Annotated in this window: 12 protein-coding genes and 6 tRNA genes; 7 read left to right on the top strand and 11 right to left on the bottom strand. The window is 61.3% G+C overall.

Features of this window, described 5'->3' with window-relative positions:
• Positions 1 to 112: 112 nt before the first annotated feature.
• Positions 113 to 197 (bottom strand) — tRNA-Leu (locus AAHB08_RS08310).
• A gap of 142 nt (positions 198 to 339) precedes the next feature.
• On the opposite strand from AAHB08_RS08310, the gene AAHB08_RS08305 reads away from it, so the two are divergent.
• A complete protein-coding gene (locus AAHB08_RS08305) occupies positions 340 to 858 on the top strand; it encodes an RDD family protein (RefSeq protein ID WP_342058662.1) in 519 nt (172 codons plus the stop codon).
• 289 nt (positions 859 to 1,147) lie between these two features.
• Here AAHB08_RS08305 and lptG read toward each other — a convergent pair whose 3' ends face one another.
• Both lptG and lptF read right to left on the bottom strand, forming a co-directional pair.
• Entirely contained in the window at positions 1,148 to 2,218 is a 1,071-nt protein-coding gene (lptG, locus tag AAHB08_RS08300; RefSeq protein ID WP_342058661.1) for an LPS export ABC transporter permease LptG, read from the bottom strand.
• Positions 2,219 to 2,353: 135 nt separating this feature from the next.
• Positions 2,354 to 3,466: an LPS export ABC transporter permease LptF gene (gene lptF / locus AAHB08_RS08295; protein WP_202047456.1), complete on the bottom strand. Its 1,113-nt coding sequence runs from the start codon at positions 3,464 to 3,466 to the stop codon at positions 2,354 to 2,356.
• Positions 3,467 to 3,638: 172 nt separating this feature from the next.
• Here lptF and pepA point away from each other — a divergent pair, with 172 nt between their 5' ends.
• The 6 genes from pepA to pbpG all read left to right on the top strand — a co-directional run bounded on the left by pepA (position 3,639) and on the right by pbpG (position 11,864).
• Entirely contained in the window at positions 3,639 to 5,150 is a 1,512-nt protein-coding gene (pepA, locus tag AAHB08_RS08290; RefSeq protein ID WP_342058660.1) for a leucyl aminopeptidase, read from the top strand.
• 156 nt (positions 5,151 to 5,306) lie between these two features.
• Positions 5,307 to 5,762, top strand: coding sequence for a DNA polymerase III subunit chi (locus tag AAHB08_RS08285; protein ID WP_342058659.1), 456 nt, complete (start codon positions 5,307 to 5,309; stop codon positions 5,760 to 5,762).
• A 65-nt stretch (positions 5,763 to 5,827) separates the two neighbouring features.
• Positions 5,828 to 8,680 carry a valine--tRNA ligase gene (locus AAHB08_RS08280; protein WP_342058658.1) on the top strand — a complete coding sequence of 951 codons (2,853 nt, stop codon included), beginning with the start codon at positions 5,828 to 5,830 and terminating at the stop codon, positions 8,678 to 8,680.
• A gap of 243 nt (positions 8,681 to 8,923) precedes the next feature.
• A complete protein-coding gene (locus AAHB08_RS08275) occupies positions 8,924 to 10,216 on the top strand; it encodes a hemolysin family protein (RefSeq protein ID WP_139438678.1) in 1,293 nt (430 codons plus the stop codon).
• 18 nt (positions 10,217 to 10,234) lie between these two features.
• Positions 10,235 to 10,900, top strand: a complete 666-nt coding sequence (locus tag AAHB08_RS08270) for a DedA family protein (RefSeq protein WP_025325626.1) — start codon at positions 10,235 to 10,237, stop codon at positions 10,898 to 10,900.
• Positions 10,901 to 11,036: 136 nt separating this feature from the next.
• Positions 11,037 to 11,864, top strand: a complete 828-nt coding sequence (pbpG, locus tag AAHB08_RS08265; protein WP_342058657.1) for a D-alanyl-D-alanine endopeptidase — start codon at positions 11,037 to 11,039, stop codon at positions 11,862 to 11,864.
• Positions 11,865 to 12,230: 366 nt separating this feature from the next.
• Here pbpG and AAHB08_RS08260 read toward each other — a convergent pair.
• The 8 genes from AAHB08_RS08260 to alaS all read right to left on the bottom strand — a co-directional run bounded on the left by AAHB08_RS08260 (position 12,231) and on the right by alaS (position 17,167).
• Positions 12,231 to 12,307, bottom strand: a tRNA-Arg gene (locus AAHB08_RS08260).
• Between the two features lie 25 nt (positions 12,308 to 12,332).
• Positions 12,333 to 12,409 (bottom strand) — tRNA-Arg (locus AAHB08_RS08255).
• A 25-nt stretch (positions 12,410 to 12,434) separates the two neighbouring features.
• A tRNA-Arg gene (locus AAHB08_RS08250) sits at positions 12,435 to 12,511 on the bottom strand.
• Between the two features lie 98 nt (positions 12,512 to 12,609).
• Positions 12,610 to 12,686: transfer RNA gene (locus AAHB08_RS08245), tRNA-Arg, on the bottom strand.
• A gap of 4 nt (positions 12,687 to 12,690) precedes the next feature.
• Positions 12,691 to 12,783 (bottom strand) — tRNA-Ser (locus tag AAHB08_RS08240).
• 213 nt (positions 12,784 to 12,996) lie between these two features.
• The gene (csrA, locus tag AAHB08_RS08235) at positions 12,997 to 13,185 is read right to left on the bottom strand and encodes a carbon storage regulator CsrA (RefSeq protein WP_005315760.1); all 189 of its coding nucleotides are present in this window, start codon (positions 13,183 to 13,185) and stop codon (positions 12,997 to 12,999) included.
• 93 nt (positions 13,186 to 13,278) lie between these two features.
• Complete coding sequence (locus AAHB08_RS08230; RefSeq protein WP_005332431.1) at positions 13,279 to 14,526, bottom strand: aspartate kinase; 1,248 nt, start codon at positions 14,524 to 14,526, stop codon at positions 13,279 to 13,281.
• A 16-nt stretch (positions 14,527 to 14,542) separates the two neighbouring features.
• Entirely contained in the window at positions 14,543 to 17,167 is a 2,625-nt protein-coding gene (gene alaS, locus AAHB08_RS08225) for an alanine--tRNA ligase (protein WP_342058656.1), read from the bottom strand.
• Positions 17,168 to 17,343: the final 176 nt, after the last annotated feature.

Raw genomic sequence — 17,343 nt, 5'->3', positions numbered from 1 at the left:
TGCTGAGGTTCTGAGGGTCTGAGGGTCTGAGGGTCTGAGGGTACAAGTATCCCGACCACCCGGAAAAACAAAAGGCCATCCGCGAGGATGGCCTTTTGTTATGGAATCTGAATGGTGCCCGGGGTCGGACTCGAACCGACACGTCTTGCAACGGCGGATTTTGAATCCGCTGCGTCTACCGATTTCGCCACCCGGGCAACTGCGAGGGATTATACGAATGGCGTTTTGGCATGCAAGGTGTTTTTCTTGCGCGGCCGTCGTTTGCTCAATTATTCAACGCCTTGCCGATGTTCGGCCAGTTACATAGAATGCCCGCATCATATTAATGGAATAATCATCATGGCCAAACGCAAGACCCCCTCCTCTCTCCAGCCTCCCCCCCAGCACCAGCACCCTTCGGCCGGCCTGCTGCGGCGCCTGGGGGCCCTGCTCTATGACTACCTGGTGGTCATCGCCTTGCTGATCATCGCCGGTTTCATCGGCATGGGAGTGGCGCAGCTGCTGCTGGCCACCGGGATGGCGACAGTTCCCGAGGGCAAGGATGCGGCCTGGCTGCTGACCAGCCCCCTCTACAGCGCCTGGCTCGCCCTGGTGATCTGCGGCTTCTACACCTGGTTCTGGACCCGTGCCGGCCAGACCATAGGCATGCGCGCCTGGCGTCTGCGCATCCAGAATCTGGACGGCAGCAACATTCGCATCACCCAGGCCCTGATCCGGCTCGCGACCTCGGCCTTCGGCCTCGGCAACCTGATGTGCGTGTTCAATCGCGCGCGGCCCCGCGCCTTCCAGGACATCTGGGCCGAGTGTGAAGTGGTGGTACTGAGCAAGGAGGAGAACCTGGAACAGCTGAACAAGTGACCAGGTGAGTACGAGATGAGAAACAAGAAGGGCACCCACTGGGTGCCCTTCTTGTTTCTTGTCGTCTCACATAACAGCATCACTGCTTGCGGCTCAGGATATAGAAGGAGATGCCGCCAAACAGCAGGCTGGGCGCAACGGCTGCCAGCATGGAGTTGGCACCGCAGCACGTCTCCTTATCTCGCTACTGCTTGCGGCTCAGGATATAGAAGGAGATACCGCCGAACAGCAGGCTGGGGGCGATGGCCGCCAGCATGGAGTTGGCACCGCAGCACGCCTCCTTATCTCGCTACTGCTTGCGGCTCAGGATATAGAGGGAGATGCCGCCGAACAGCAGGCTGGGCGCAACGGCGGCCAGAATGGGGGGCACCGCATACACCAGGCTGACCGGGCCGAACACTCTATCGCTCACATAGACCGCGAAGCCGGTCATGATCCCCATCAGCATCCGGGCCCCCATGCTCACCGAGCGCAGCGGGCCGAAGATGAAGGAGGAGGCGAGCAAGATCATGGCCACCACAGAGAGCGGCGACAGCAGCTTGCGCCACATCTCCAGCTTGTAGCGCCCGGCATCCTGCTTGTTGGCATCCAGATAGCCGATGTAGTCCCGCAGTCCCGAGATGGGCAGGTTCTCGGGATCTATGCTCACCACCCCCAACTGCTTGGGAGTCAGCTCGGACTGCCACGCCATCTGGGCATGCTTCTCATCCTGGATCTGCTTGGGATCGTCGAAGCGGGTGATGTGCACCTGCTTGAGCAGCCAGTGATGCTGCTCGAATACCCCCTCCTGCGCCTGGACCACGTCGATCAGGTTGCGGGACGGGGTGAAACGATACAGGGTGATGCCGGTCAGGGCGCCGTCGTTGCGCACCCCGTTGATGTTGACGAAGTTGTTGCCATCCCGCGCCCAGACCCCGTAGGCCGAGACGGTCAGTCGCCCTTCCGACATGGCCCCCGCCTTGATGTCATCCGCCATCCGCTTGGCGGCCGGGGCTACGTACTCGCCCATCAGACCGACCAGCAGCATCAGGGGGATAGCCGTCTTGAGCGCCGCCATGACGATGCTGATCTTGGAGCGGCCCGCCGCCTGCATCACCACCAGCTCCGAGCTGGTCGCCAGCTGACCGAGACCGATGAGGCCACCCAGCAGCGCGGCCAGCGGGAAGAAGAGCACTGCCTCCTTGGGCATGGAGAGCAGCACGAAATAGAGGGCATTGAGCATGTCGTAGTTGCCCTCCCCCACGGCTTTCAACTGCTCCACATACTTGATGAGCGCCGCCAGCCCGACCAGGGTCAGTTCGCACAGCAGGATCGACATGAAGATGACCCTGCCGATGTATCTATCGAGAATGCCAAACATCAGCCGAGACCCCTATCTTGTAGCTTCATGCTGATTTCTCCTGCAATGCGGTGCACCAGATCGGCATCAAAAATGACCCGACTGTCATGTCTATCGAGAATGCCAAACATCAGCAGAGACTCCCAGGTTGCAGCATCATGCTGACTTGCCTTTGACAAAGTGACTCTTGACCCCGTTCCACCAGCTGGTGCCCTGCAGGTTGAGCGGCAGCCCGATCAGCAGCAGATAGACCAGGGGCACCAGGAACATGCCGGGCCAGTGGGGCAGACGCCCGCTGTCGATGGCCGACCGGGCGGCGCTGAGCAGCAGGAAATAGGAGAGATAGAGCAGTATGGCCGGCAGCAGCTTGGCGTAACGCCCCTGCCGCGGGTTGACCCTGGCCAGCGGCACCACCAGGAAGGTGAGCACCAGGATGGAGAGGGGCAGCGACAGGCGCCACTGCAACTCGGCCATCAGCTGGTTGCTCTGGGTGCCGAGCAGCTCCATGGTAGGCTTGGCCGCCGCCTTGCGGTTGGATCGCTCCATCTCCTGCTGACGGATCACCAGGCTGTATTCGCTGAACTCGGAGACCTGGAACTGCTTGCCGGTGAACTGGCCCTCGTAACGGGAGCCATCCTTCAGGGTCAGCCACTGCAAGCCGTTGCTGTCGGCCGTCACCTGCCCCTCGTTGGCCACCACCACGGAGGGGGGCGAGCCCCCTTCGGCCCGCTGCAGCACGAAGATCTTCTGCAACTCGGAGCCCTTGTCGTTCAGATCCTGGATGTAGGCCACCAGACGCCCCTTGTCGAGCTCCATGAAACGACCGGCCTGCAGGAAGGAGATACCCGGATCGGCCTTGAACTCGTCGATCACCTGGTACTCGCGCTCCTTGGCCTGGGGGGCTATCCAGCCGGTGTTGAAGGCCGCCACGGCGGCCGTCAGCAGGGCCAGCAGCAGGGCGCTGCCCATCACGAAGCGGTGGCTGAAGCCCACCGCATGCATCACCGTCATCTCGCTTTCCGCATACAAACGACCGTGAGCAAACAGAATGGCTAAAAACAGACTGATAGGCAGCATCAACAGGGCCATATTCGGCAGGTTGAGCAGCAAGAGGGTGGAAACCAGGCGCGTCGGCACCTCGCCATCGGCGGCATCGCCAATGATCTGGATAAATTGCTGGCTGACGAAGATAAGCAGCAGTACGAACAGCACCGCCAGCTGGGTTTTCAGGGTCTCCCTGAACAAATATCGGAAAACGATCACAGTCATTCCCAAGTAAACTTGTGTTTTTAGTCGAATGCCTGAAAAATAGGGCCCTATATTGGATTTTTACCAGTTTGAACTGCGGAGCCTGTGGCTGTTCGCTCCGCCTCTGATACCCCAACAAGCACCGCATTATTCAATAAATGGTGCCTTTTGTCTTTAGGATGTAGGAGATTCCATGGAGTTCAGTGTAAAGAGTGGCAGTCCTGAGAAGCAACGCAGCGCCTGCGTCGTGGTCGGCGTATTTGAGCCTCGCCGCCTCTCTCCGGTTGCCGAACAGCTGGACAAGATCAGCGACGGCTACCTCAGCTCGCTGCTGCGCCGCGGCGATCTGGAAGGCAAACCAGGCCAGATGCTGTTGCTGCATCAAGTACCGGGCGTGCTCAGCGAGCGCGTGCTGCTGGTCGGTTGCGGCAAGGAGCGGGAACTCGACGAACGCCAGTACAAGCAGATCATCAACAAAACCATCACCACCCTGAACGAGACCGGCTCCATGGAGGCTGTCTGCTTCCTGACCGAGCTGCACGTCAAGGGCCGGGATACCTACTGGAAGGTGCGTCAGGCGGTGGAAACCACCAAGGCGGGCCTCTACAGCTTCGATCAGTTCAAGACCAACAAGGCCGAGCCACGCCGCCCGTTGCGCAAGCTGGTCTTCAACGTGCCGACCCGTCGGGAACTGACCATAGGCGAGCGCGCCATCACCCACGGCCTGGCCGTGGCCAAAGGGGTGCGCATCTGCCGCGACGTGGCGAACATGCCGCCCAACGTATGCAATCCGGCCTACCTCGCCTCCCAGGCCCGCCGTCTGGCTGACGCCTATGACAACATCACCACCAAGGTGATCGGCGAGCAGGAGATGGCCGAACTCGGCATGAACTCCTATCTGGCGGTGGCCCGCGGCTCCGAGAACGAAGCCATGATGGCCATCATCGAGTACAAGGGCAACGCCGACGCCAAGCCCATAGTGCTGGTGGGCAAAGGGCTGACCTTCGACTCCGGCGGCATCTCCATCAAGCCGGCGGACGGCATGGACGAGATGAAGTACGACATGGGCGGCGCCGCCTCCGTGCTCGGCACCATGCATGCCCTGGCCCAGTTGCAGCTGCCCATCAACGTCATCGGCGTGCTGGCAGGCTGCGAGAACATGCCGGGCGGCAACGCCTATCGCCCCGGTGACATCCTCACCACCATGTCCGGCCAGACCGTCGAGGTGCTCAACACCGATGCGGAAGGTCGTCTGGTGCTGTGCGATGCCCTCACCTATGTGGACCGCTACGATCCCGAGACCGTGATCGACGTGGCGACCCTGACCGGCGCCTGCATCATCGCCCTGGGTCACCACACCTCGGGTCTGCTGGCGAACCACAACCCCCTGGCCCACGAGCTGCTGAACGCCTCCGAGCAGGCCGGTGACCGCGCCTGGCGCCTGCCCCTGTTCGACGAGTATCAGGAGCAGCTGGAGAGCCCGTTTGCGGACATGGCCAACATCGGCGGCCGTCCGGCCGGCACCATCACGGCTGCCGCCTTCCTGTCGCGCTTCACCAAGAAGTACAACTGGGCCCACCTGGATATCGCTGGGACCGCCTGGAAGAGCGGCAAGGAGAAGGGCTCCACCGGTCGCCCGGTGCCGCTGCTCACCCAGTTCCTGCTCAATCGAGCCGGTGTGGCGGACGTCGAAGACAAGGAGTAACCCCTCTCTTCGGATGCCCGCATCAGGGGAGTGGTACCACAAGGAAGAGGCTCGCCTCTTCCTTGTTTCATTGAGAGAATCCGGGAACACCGTGCCTGGCACGGCGCCCCGCAGACGGCCAATCGCTGTCCGTCACAGCCAAACGGGACCAACCTGATGAGCCAAGTGACCTTTTACCTGATGAGTGAGCCGGACGACGCTCAGGCGTCTGCGGTCGAACGCCTCGCCTGCCAGCTGGCAGCCGATGGCTGGAGTGCCGGCCACCTCTATCTGTTTTGCAACGACGAGGCCCAGGCCCTGCGCCTGGACGAGCTGCTGTGGCAACTGCCACCGGATCGTTTCGTGCCGCACCAGTTGCAGGGGGAGAGCGGCCAGGCCCCGGTGGAGATCGGCCATCAGCCACCGAAGCGGCGCTATGCCCGCCTCATCAACCTGGCCGAGCAGACACCTTTGTTTGCAGGACACTTCGCTCAAGTGGTAGATTTTGTCCCCATTGACGAAACGCAAAAGCAGCAAGCCCGCGAGCGCTACAAGCACTATCGCCAGGCGGGCCACACCCTCGAGATGAGGGATCAGCCCGTCCTTGCCGCACCGGATCCGGCGCAGCCCTGACTGCGCCACCTTCGATCCACGACGACCCAACACCAGACTCCATCCATCCAGAATACGGCGAGACCATGGAAAAGACTTTTAATCACAACGCCATCGAACAGGCGCTCTATCAGCACTGGGAAGCCCAGGGTTACTTCAAGCCCCACGGCGACACCAGCAAAGACTCCTTCTGCATCATGATCCCGCCGCCGAACGTCACCGGCAGCCTGCACATGGGTCACGCCTTCCAGCAGACCCTGATGGACACCCTGATCCGCTACAACCGCATGCAGGGCAAGAACACCCTGTGGCAGGCAGGTACCGACCACGCCGGTATCGCCACCCAGATGGTGGTTGAGCGCAAGATCGCCGCCGAAGAGGGCAAGACTCGCCACGATTACGGCCGTGATGCCTTCATCGACAAGATCTGGCAGTGGAAGGAAGAGTCCGGTGGCACCATCACCCGCCAGATGCGCCGCCTCGGCGACTCCGTGGATTGGGAGCGCGAGCGCTTCACCATGGATGAGGGTCTCTCGAGCGCCGTCCAGGAAGTGTTCGTGCGTCTCTACGAAGATGGCCTGATGTACCGCGGCAAGCGTCTGGTGAACTGGGATCCCAAGCTCAACACCGCCATCTCCGACCTGGAAGTGGAAAACCGCGAGATCAAGGGCCACATGTGGCACCTGCGCTACCCCCTGGCCAACGGCGCCAAGACTGCCGAGGGCCAGGATCACCTGATCGTCGCCACCACCCGTCCGGAGACCATGCTGGGCGATACCGCCGTGGCCGTGAACCCGGAAGACCCGCGCTACAAGGCGCTGATCGGCCAGCACATACTGCTACCGCTGGTGAACCGCCTCATCCCCATCGTCGCCGACGAACACGCCGACATGGAGAAGGGCACCGGCTGCGTGAAGATCACCCCGGCCCACGACTTCAACGACAACGAAGTGGGCAAGCGCCACAACCTGCCGATGATCAACATCTTCACCCTGGACGCCCACGTGCGCGCCGAGGCCGAAGTGGTCGACACCAACGGCAACCCCAGCACCGCCTATGACGCCGCCCTGCCGACCGAGTTCGCCGGCATGGAGCGCTTCGCCGCCCGCAAGGCCATCGTCGCCAAGCTGGACGAGCTGGGCCTCTTGGCCGAGATCAAGGATCACGTGCTGCAGCAGCCCTACGGCGATCGCGGTGGCGTGCCCATCGAGCCGATGCTGACCGACCAGTGGTACGTGCGCGTGGCGCCCATGGCCAAGACCGCCATCGAGGCGGTGGAAGATGGCCGCATCCAGTTCGTGCCGAAACAGTACGAAAACATGTACTTCTCCTGGATGCGCGACATTCAGGACTGGTGCGTCTCCCGTCAGCTGTGGTGGGGCCACCGCATCCCGGCTTGGTATGACGACGCCGGCAACGTCTACGTGGGCCGTGACGAGGCGGAAGTGCGTGCCAAGCACAGCATCCCGTCCGTGACCGTGCTGCGTCAGGACGAAGACGTGCTCGACACCTGGTTCAGCTCCGCCCTCTGGACCTTCTCCACCCTGGGCTGGCCGAACAACACCGAGGCGCTCAAGACCTTCCACCCGACCGACGTGCTGATGAGCGGCTTCGACATCATCTTCTTCTGGATTGCCCGGATGATCATGATGACCATGCACTTCATCAAGGACGAGAACGGCCAGCCGCAGGTCCCGTTCAAGACCGTCTATATCACCGGCCTGATCCGTGATGAAGAGGGGCAGAAGATGTCCAAGTCCAAGGGCAACGTGCTGGACCCCCTCGACATGATCGACGGCATCTCCCTGGAAGATCTGCTGGAGAAGCGCACCGGCAACATGATGCAGCCGCAGATGGCCGAGAAGATCGGCAAGCGTACCGCCAAGCAGTTCCCGGAAGGGATCGAGGCCCACGGTACCGACGCCCTGCGCTTCACCCTGGCGGCGCTGGCCTCTACAGGTCGTGACATCAACTGGGACATGAAGCGCCTGGACGGCTACAACAACTTCTGCAACAAGCTGTGGAACGCCTCCCGCTATGTGCTGATGAACACCGAGGATCAGGATTGCGGCCTGCACGGCGGCGAGATGCAGTTCAGCCTGGCGGATCGCTGGATCCAGTCCCAGCTGCAGCTGGCCATCCGTGACTTCCGTACCGCGCTCGATACCTACCGCTTCGATATCGCGGCCGGCGTGCTGTACGAATTTATCTGGAACCAGTTCTGCGACTGGTATCTGGAGCTGACCAAGCCGGTGCTGGGCAAGGGCTCGGAGGCCGAGCAGCGCGCCACCCGTCACACGCTGGTGACCGTGCTGGAGACCCTGCTGCGTCTGGCGCATCCCATCATCCCCTTCATCACCGAGACCATCTGGAAGTCGGTGGCCCCGCTGACCGGTGTCAACGCCGACACCATCATGCTGCAGGCCTTCCCTGAGTTCGATACCGCCAAGGTAGACGAAGCCGCGATGGCGGATCAGGAGTGGGTGAAGGAGTTCATCGTCGGCATCCGCAACATCCGCGCCGAGATGAACGTGGCGCCGAGCGTGGCCCTCAACGTGCTGCTCAAGTGTGATGGCAAGGACGCCCGGCGCGCCGGTGACAACGAGGCCTTCCTCAAGTCCCTGGCCCGTCTGGAGTCCATCCGCGTGCTTGGCGAAGGTGAAGTCGCCCCCCTGTCGGTGAAGAAGCTGATCGGTGCCACCGAGCTGATGATCCCCATGGCGGGCCTCATCGACAAGGAGGCCGAACTGGCCCGTCTGGCCAAAGAGGTCGCCAAACTGGTCGGCGAGTGCGGCCGCATCGAAGGCAAGCTCGGCAACGAAGCCTTCGTGGCCAAGGCGCCGGAAGCCGTCATCGCCAAGGAGCGCGAGAAGCTGGAAGATTACCGTCTCCAGCTGACCAAGCTGGAAGCCCAGCAGGCCGAGATCGCCGCCCTCTAAGTGCCCCTCCCGAGCGCAAAAAGCCCCCGTCTATCGGGGGCTTTTCATTTTCCACCCCCGGATGGCAAGGCTGCTGGTATCGTGCAGCAACCAGCATGACGACGCCGCCGTGAGGGACACATGCCCCCTTTCAGCGGGAGAAATTGAAAAATTCACGGGCCAAATCACCTCCTTTCACAAGCGCTGCGCCCGCAAATTCATTACACTGCCAGCGATCTTTTCTACCGGGAGTGCTGCTGTAGTATGGAAATATTGATCCTGCTTGGATTGATTTTGCTCAATGGCGTCTTCGCCATGTCGGAAATCGCCATCGTCACCGCACGCAAGGCCCGTCTCAGCAAGATGGCCAGCGAGGGAAGCCGCTCTGCCGCCATCGCCCTCAAGCTGGGGGAGAATCCGACCCATTTCCTCTCCGCCGTCCAGATCGGCATCACCAGTATCGGTCTGCTCAACGGCATCTATGGCGAGTCCCTGCTGGCCCAGCCCTTCGCGCAGTGGTTGCAGGAGTGGGGCCTCTCTCCCAAGAGCAGCAGCCTGATCGCCACCGTGGTCGTCGTGGTGCTGGTGACCTACCTCTCCATCGTGGTGGGGGAACTGGTGCCCAAGCGCCTCGGTCAGCTCAATGCCGAGCGCATTGCCTGCCTGGTGGCCCGCCCCATGCTCTGGCTGGCGACCCTGACCCGCCCCTTCGTCTGGCTGCTCTCCGCCTCCACCAACGCCAGCCTGCGTCTGCTGCGGGTCGATCAGAACAACAGCAACAACGTCACCCAGGAGGAGATCCACGCCATGCTGGTGGAAGGCTCCGAGGCCGGGATCATCGAGGATCACGAGCACACCATGTTGCGGAACGTGTTCCGCCTCGACGAACGCAGCCTCTCCTCCCTGATGGTGCCCCGCAGCGACATCCGCTATCTGGATCTCTCCCTGCCGCTCGAGACCAACCTGCAGCGCCTGGTGGAGTATCGCCACAGCTTCTTCCCGGTCTGTGACGGCAGCCTCTCTGATCTGGTGGGCATCCTCAACGTCAGCAAGGTGCTGCACGCCTACATCAAGGGGGAGCCCATCGATCTGGCGGCCCTGACCCAGGACGGCAGCCTGTTGCCGGAGACCCTCAACGGCCTGGAGCTGCTCAACCACTTCCGCGCCCACGCCGAACACATGGTGCTGGTGGTGGATGAATACGGCGAGCTGCAGGGGCTGGTCACCCAGCAGGATCTGCTGGAGACCCTGGCGGGCGACTTCCAGCAGGAAGACGGGGAGGACAACTGGGCCTTCCAGCGTGCCGATGGCAGCTGGCTGCTCGACGGCCTGATCCCGCTGCCGGAATTGAAGGACTGTCTGGAACTGGTTCGCCTGCCGGAAGAAGAAAAACATCACTATCACACCCTCGGAGGGCTTATCATGCTGCTCCTTGGCCGCCTTCCCCAGACCGGAGACCTGGTCACCCTGGAACAGTGGCAACTGGAAATCGTGGATATGGACGGCCTGCGCATCGACAAGGTGCTTGCCATGCCCTTGACCGACCAACCCAGCTAACCTGCGGAGTTTGCATGTATGGAGCAGTTTTACCACCTGGCTCACGCCTTCATTAATCAGGATCTGGCGACCCTGTCCGACCCCAAGATGGTCTTCATGGTCTACATAGTCCTGCTGACCTTCCTGGTGCTGGAAAATGGCTTCATCCCGACCGCCTTCCTGCCCGGTGACACCCTGCTGATCCTGACCGGCGTACTCATCTATCAAGGGGTACTGCCGCTCGCCGTCATCCCGCTGCTGATCCTGGCGACCTTCGTCGGCACCTGGCTCGGCTACATGCAGGGGCGCTTCCTCGGCCACACCCAGATGTACCACAGGCTGATGTCCCACCTGGATGAGAAGCACAAGGAGAAGGTGCACTACCTGCTCAACAAGTACGGCATCATCACCCTGATCACCGCCCGCTACATCGCCTTCGTGCGCACCGCCTACCCCTACATAGTCGGCGCCAACGAGATACCCCAGGGCCGCTTCCTGGTGGTCAACCTCATCAGCTCCATCATGTGGATCTGCCCCCTGGTCGGGCTGGGTTACTACCTGAGCCACACCAAGCTGGCCGCGCAGTATGAGTCCCAGTTCCTCAGCATCATCCTCTGCCTGCCGCTGGTGCTGCTGGTCGGCGGCTTGATAGCACTGGTCTGGCGCTGGCTGAGCAAACGCAAGGTCCACGTCTCCAGGGACTGAGAGAAATCACAGGGGTCGCCGAGAGGCGGCCCTTTTTTATGGAAATAGTGGCGAATTCCGCCCTCCCGCTCTTGTAAAGCGAGGGCAAAAATGAGTGAATCTAGCGCCTTTTTTCGCTGTGGATGGAGTCGGTTGTATGGGGTGTCGGATTCGCGCAATCGCGCTGGTATGTGGATTGATGGGACTGCTCGGATCGCAGGCAGCCCTGGCGGCGCCCAACCCGGCCAAGCTGCAACTGAAATCGGGCAGTGCCCTGGTGATGGACATCAACACGGGCAAGACCCTCTACCAGAAGAACCCTGCCCAGGTGCGCCCCATCGCCTCCCTCACCAAGCTGATGACGGCCCTGGTGGTGCTGGATGCCCGCCAGAACCTCAATCAGACCCTGACCATAGATCAGAACGACAGGGACAACCTCAAGCACACCTACTCCCGGGTGCGCATGGGCACCAAGGTGAGCCGCCGTGACGCCCTGCATCTGGCGCTGATGTCTTCCGAGAATCGCATGGCCTCTGCCCTCGCCCGCCACTATCCGGGTGGCCGCTCAGCCTTCATTCGCGCCATGAACAACAAGGCCAGACAGCTTGGCATGCGCAACAGCCGTTTCTACGACTCCACCGGCCTGTCGACCCGCAACGTCTCCACCGCCCGGGATCTGGCCAAACTCATCGCCGCCGCCTATCGCCAGCCGCTGATCCGCCAGTTCACCCAGGACACCAACAAGGAGATGCGCTTCAGCACACCCGCCTACAGCCTGATGTTCAACAACACCAATCCCCTGGTGAAGAACCCGGACTGGGACGTGCGCCTCTCCAAGACCGGCTACACCGACGAGGCGGGGCGCTGCCTGCTGATGCGTGCCAAGCCGGACCGTCAGGAGCTCGCCATAGTGCTGCTCAACTCCGTGGGTAAACGCACCCCCATCGGCGATGCCAACCGCATTCGCAAATGGCTGAAAAGCTGACCCTCTCCACGAAGACAAGAAAGGATGCCTCGGCATCCTTTTTGTTTGCCCACCAAAGGCTGCTGTCGGCCGCCAGGGCGCGCAACGCCCAGAGCCTGGGGTCATGCCGCCCTCGTGGTGCCAGTGGGCACAGAGCGTGCCTGCAGCAGCGCCTGTGAGCAGCTGGAGGTGGCATGGGGCTGGGATGACAAGACGCCGAGTGGCAGGGTCTGATCCGGATAGGGGGAAGATAGGGAGTGATATGGCGGGAACGGCAAGGGTCGTTCAATGCGGCGGCACATCGATCGCCATCAGAGCAGCAGAGCCCCACGACCGGGGAATGCGCCCATAAAAAAACAGCCCCGACTGACGTCGAGGCTGTCTGTATGGTGCGCCCGAGAGGATTCGAACCTCTGACCACCTGGTTCGTAGCCAGGTACTCTATCCAGCTGAGCTACGGGCGCTCATCAACTTTTGGTACTGCTAAAATGGTGCGCCCGAGAGGATTCGAACCTCTGACCACCTGGTTCGTAGCCAGGTACTCTATCCAGCTGAGCTACGGGCGCTCACAAACTTTTGGTACTGCAAAAATGGTGCGCCCGAGAGGATTCGAACCTCTGACCACCTGGTTCGTAGCCAGGTACTCTATCCAGCTGAGCTACGGGCGCCCTGATTTAAAGCGATAAAAAAAGCTTACTCAACAGTAAGCCTTTTCTAGCGTACCGACCTGCTGACGGTCGATACATGACTCATCGTGAGTCTAATATGGTGCGCCCGAGAGGATTCGAACCTCTGACCACCTGGTTCGTAGCCAGGTACTCTATCCAGCTGAGCTACGGGCGCAAAATGGCGGAGAAGGGGGGATTCGAACCCCCGATGCGGGTATAAGCCGCATACTCCCTTAGCAGGGGAGCGCCTTCAGCCTCTCGGCCACCTCTCCGTTTGCGGGGCTGATAATACTTCACAGGGATTTTTAGTCAAACACTTTTTTGGAGAAAACAGCGTGTTCGCTCAGCATTTGGTCAAAGCGTGGAATATTCAAGCAATATCGACACTTACCCCCTGGTTCCGCGCCTCGCAAGGCGATTTGCAGGGCCCGGAAAAACAAAAGGCGACACCTGAGATGTCGCCTTGAGGCTGCCAATGGAATGGCTTAGAAATTCGGTTGGCCCGGTACTTTCTCGGCCTGTATCCGCATGTAGATCTCTTCGCGGTGCACGGAGACCTCTTTGGGTGCGTTCACACCGATACGAACCTGGTTACCCTTAACGCCCAGCACGGTGACTGTCACTTCGTCACCGATCATCAGGGTTTCCCCTACACGACGAGTCAAAATAAGCATTCGCTTGCTCCTGTATCCTGTTTTGTATTTATATCGATATGCGCCATTATCTTACAAAGATACCGATATGGTAAATGGTTGAAACTAAATCAATCAGGGATTGTTCCCCAAGGGCTGCTCATGAGGCTCATTATCCAGCCCGAACGCTGAGTGCAACGAACGCACGGCCAGCTCCAGGTACTTCTCGTCAATCACCACGGATATCTTGATTTCAGAGGTGGAGATCAGCTGCATGTTGATCCCCTCCTCGCCCAATACCTTGAACATGGTGCGCGCGACCCCGGGATGATTCCACATGCCGACCCCGACGATGGAGACCTTGGCGATCTCCCCGTTGCCCTGCACGCAGGCGGCCCCCAGCAGGGTGGCGGTCTCCTCCAGCAGGGCGCGAGCCCGGCGATAGTCATCGCGATTCACCGTGAAGGTGAAGTCGGCGGTGCCATCCCCCATGGTGTTCTGCACTATCATGTCGACATCTATGTTGGCATCGCTGATCGGATTCAGGATCTGCGCGGCCACGGTCGGCCGGTCCGGCACTCCCAGAATGGTCAGGCTGGCCTCGTTGCGATTGAACGCAATGCCGGATACCAGGGGTGCTTCCATCCTCTCACCTCCATATGTGATTAAGGTTCCCTCTCCGTCGACAAAACTCGACAGCACCCGCAGCGGTACGCGGTACTTGCCCGCGAATTCCACCGAACGGATCTGCAGCACCTTGGCCCCCAGGCTCGCCATCTCCAGCATCTCCTCGAAGGTGATGGTGGAGAGGCGGCGTGCCTTGGGCTCGATGCGCGGATCCGTGGTATAGACCCCATCCACATCGGTAAAGATCTGGCATTCATCGGCCTTGATGGCGGCCGCCACGGCAACCGCTGTGGTGTCCGAACCACCTCGCCCCAGGGTGGTGATGGCGTTGTGCTCATCACGGCCCTGGAAGCCGGCGATCACCACCACCTTGCCCGCACCCAGCTCGGCCTGAACCTGCTCGGTGTCGATCTGGGTGATGCGCGCCTTGCCATGGGCGGAATCAGTGTGGATACGAACCTGATCACCGGTCATTGAGACCGCAGGACAACCCCGTTTGTTCAACGCGATGGCCAGCAGCGCTATGGTGACCTGTTCACCGGTCGAGACCAGCACATCCATCTCGCGCCGGTTGGCATCCGGATCCAGCTGCTGGGCCATGCCCAGCAACCGGTTTGTTTCGCCCGACATGGCGGACACCACCACCACCACATCATGCCCCTGGGCCCGGCTCAGCTGAACGCGATCAGCTACCGCCTCGATCCGCTCCAGCGTGCCGACCGAGGTGCCGCCGTACTTCTGTACATAGAGTGCCACAGATCACCTCGCCCGTTTACAGGCGCTCTTCCAGCCAGGAGTGAACGGATTGCAGGGCCGCCGGCACCGCTTCAGGCTGGGTACCACCCGCCTGGGCCATGTCAGCACGGCCACCGCCCTTGCCACCCACCTGCTGGGCCACCAGGTTGACCAGCTCGCCAGCCTTCACCTTGGCGGTCAGATCGTTGGTCACGCCGGCGATCAGGTTGACCTTGTCCTCGCTGCTGGTTGCCAGCAGGACGACACCGGACTTCATCCGGTTCTTCAGCTCGTCCAGCATGCCGCGCAGGGACTTGGGATCGGCTCCGTCCAGCGCCGCGATCAGCACCTTCTGGCCCTTGATCTCGATCACCTGGCTCAGCAGGTCGCTGCCAGCCTGAGCGGCCAGCTTGGCCTTGAGCTGCTCCAGCTCGCGTTCCATCATCCTGGACTTGTCCAGCAGCTGGCGCACCTTGCTGCCGATGGAGAACTGGTCCCCTTTCACCAGGGCCGCGGCCTCTTCAAACTGCTCTGCCAGCTGGTGCATGAAATCGATAGCGCCCTTGCCGGTCACCGCTTCGATGCGGCGCACCCCGGCGGCGACACCGCTCTCGGCGATGATCTTGAAGAAGCCGATGTCACCGGTACGCTTGGCGTGAGTACCGCCACACAGCTCGGTGGAGTAGTCGCCCATGCGCACGACACGCACGTCCTCTTCATACTTCTCGCCAAACAGCGCCATGGCGCCGGCGGCCTTGGCCGCTTCCAGATCCATCACCTGGGTGACGACATCGTGGTTGGCACGGATCTGGGCGTTGACCAGCTCCTCGACCCGGCGAATGGTCGCCATGGTCAGGCCTTCGAAGTGGGAGAAGTCGAAGCGCATGCGCTCCGCCCCGACCAGGGAGCCCTTCTGGGTCACGTGATCACCCAGCGCCTGGCGCAGGGCCGCGTGCAGCAGGTGAGTGACCGAATGGTTCAGGGCCACGGCCTGACGGCGCTCCCCGTCGACCACGGCTTCCACCTCGGCGCCCTTCTCCAGGGTACCCAGCTCCATATAGCCCTTGTGGATGATGGCATTGCCCGCATACTGGGTGTCGGTCACGGCGAAGATGCCGTCATCCACTTTCAGAATGCCGCTGTCGCCCACCTGACCACCGGATTCGGCGTAGAAGGGGGTCTCGGCCAGTACGATCACCGCTTCTTCACCGGCGATCAGCCCGCTCACTTCGACAGCATCCTTGTAGATGCCGATCACCTGAGTCGTTTGGCTCAGCTGCTTGTAACCGGTAAATGGGGTCTCGAAATCGAGTTTCAACACCTCGTTGTAGTTCACACCGAAGCTGGAAGCCTCCTTCGCACGGGCGCGCTGCTTCTCCATCTCGGCCTTGAAGCCCTCCTCGTCGATACCGATTTCGCGCTCGCGGACCACATCGGCGGTGAGATCTGCCGGGAAGCCGTAGGTGTCATACAGCTTGAACACCACCTCCCCCGGGATGACCTTGGCATCCCCCAGGTTCGCCAGCACCTCTTCGAGCAGCAGCAGACCTCTGTCCAGGGTGCGGACGAACTGCTCCTCCTCGATGCGCAGCACGCGCTCGACCAGCGGCAGCTGGGCGATGAGTTCGGCAGCCACGTCCTTCATCTGCACCGCCAGCTCGGCGGCCAGCTTGTAGAAGAAGATCTCGGTGGCACCCAGCTTGCGACCGTGGCGCACGGCACGGCGGATGATGCGGCGCAGCACATAGCCACGACCTTCGTTGGAGGGCATGACGCCGTCAGCCACCAGGAAGGCGCAGGAGCGGATATGGTCGGCGATGACGCGCAGGGACTGATTGCTCAGGTCCTCGGTGCCGACGATCTCGGCGGCCTTCTTGATCAGCGCCTGGAAGATGTCGATCTCGTAGTTGGAGTGCACACCCTGCATGATGGCGGAGATGCGCTCCAGGCCCATGCCGGTGTCCACGGACGGACGGGGCAGCGGCTCCATGGTGCCGTCAGCCTGACGGTTGAACTGCATGAAGACCACGTTCCAGATCTCGATGAAACGGTCGCCGTCTTCCTCCGGTGAGCCGGGAGGGCCACCCCAGAGGTGATCGCCGTGGTCGTAGAAGATCTCGGTGCAAGGGCCGCAGGGACCGGTGTCACCCATCTGCCAGAAGTTATCGGAGGCAAAGGCGGCACCCTTGTTGTCGCCGATGCGCACGATGCGCTCGACCGGCACGCCGATCTCGTTTGCCCAGATGTTGAAAGCTTCGTCGTCCGTTTCATAGACGGTCACCAGCAGGCGCTCTTTGGGCAGCTTGAGGGTACCGGTCAGGAATTCCCAGGCAAAACGGATGGCGTCCTGCTTGAAGTAGTCACCGAAGCTGAAGTTGCCCAGCATCTCGAAGAAGGTGTGGTGACGAGCGGTATAGCCGACGTTTTCCAGGTCATTGTGCTTGCCGCCGGCCCGTACACAGCGCTGGGCCGTGGTCGCGCGGTTGTAGGCACGCTTCTCTGCGCCAAGGAACACGTCCTTGAACTGGTTCATCCCTGCGTTGGTGAACAGCAAGGTCGGATCGTTGTGCGGCACCAGCGAGCTGGAGGAGACAACCTGGTGCCCCTGGGAGCGGAAATACTCGAGAAACGCTGCGCGTAACTCTGACGTGGACATATACATGGAAAATCCTGCTTGATTCGGATACGGACTTTTAATCGCAATAATGTAAGTTTTCTGCGGGGTAAAGTAAAACGCGCGGGCCCGTCACGGGTGAAAAAGCCCCCAATGAACGGGGCAGCGGCAGGACGCCGTACAGAAGCAGGCTGAAAGGGGAGTCGGCTGGGTGGCGGATCATG

Origin of the sequence: Aeromonas sp. OTU364 (assembly GCF_038440395.1) — a bacterium.
Lineage (GTDB): Bacteria > Pseudomonadota > Gammaproteobacteria > Enterobacterales > Aeromonadaceae > Aeromonas.
The sequence above is the reverse complement of the archived record's forward strand: the minus strand, read 5'-3'. Positions and strand labels throughout refer to the sequence as shown.

Coding starts and splice junctions, on each gene's coding strand:
- AAHB08_RS08305 (WP_342058662.1), top strand. CDS start 340: ATGGCCAAACGCAAGACCCCCTCCTCTCTCCAGCCTCCCCCCCAGCAC.
- lptG (WP_342058661.1), bottom strand. CDS start 2,218: ATGTTTGGCATTCTCGATAGATACATCGGCAGGGTCATCTTCATGTCG.
- lptF (WP_202047456.1), bottom strand. CDS start 3,466: ATGACTGTGATCGTTTTCCGATATTTGTTCAGGGAGACCCTGAAAACC.
- pepA (WP_342058660.1), top strand. CDS start 3,639: ATGGAGTTCAGTGTAAAGAGTGGCAGTCCTGAGAAGCAACGCAGCGCC.
- AAHB08_RS08285 (WP_342058659.1), top strand. CDS start 5,307: ATGAGCCAAGTGACCTTTTACCTGATGAGTGAGCCGGACGACGCTCAG.
- AAHB08_RS08280 (WP_342058658.1), top strand. CDS start 5,828: ATGGAAAAGACTTTTAATCACAACGCCATCGAACAGGCGCTCTATCAG.
- AAHB08_RS08275 (WP_139438678.1), top strand. CDS start 8,924: ATGGAAATATTGATCCTGCTTGGATTGATTTTGCTCAATGGCGTCTTC.
- AAHB08_RS08270 (WP_025325626.1), top strand. CDS start 10,235: ATGGAGCAGTTTTACCACCTGGCTCACGCCTTCATTAATCAGGATCTG.
- pbpG (WP_342058657.1), top strand. CDS start 11,037: ATGGGGTGTCGGATTCGCGCAATCGCGCTGGTATGTGGATTGATGGGA.
- csrA (WP_005315760.1), bottom strand. CDS start 13,185: ATGCTTATTTTGACTCGTCGTGTAGGGGAAACCCTGATGATCGGTGAC.
- alaS (WP_342058656.1), bottom strand. CDS start 17,167: ATGTATATGTCCACGTCAGAGTTACGCGCAGCGTTTCTCGAGTATTTC.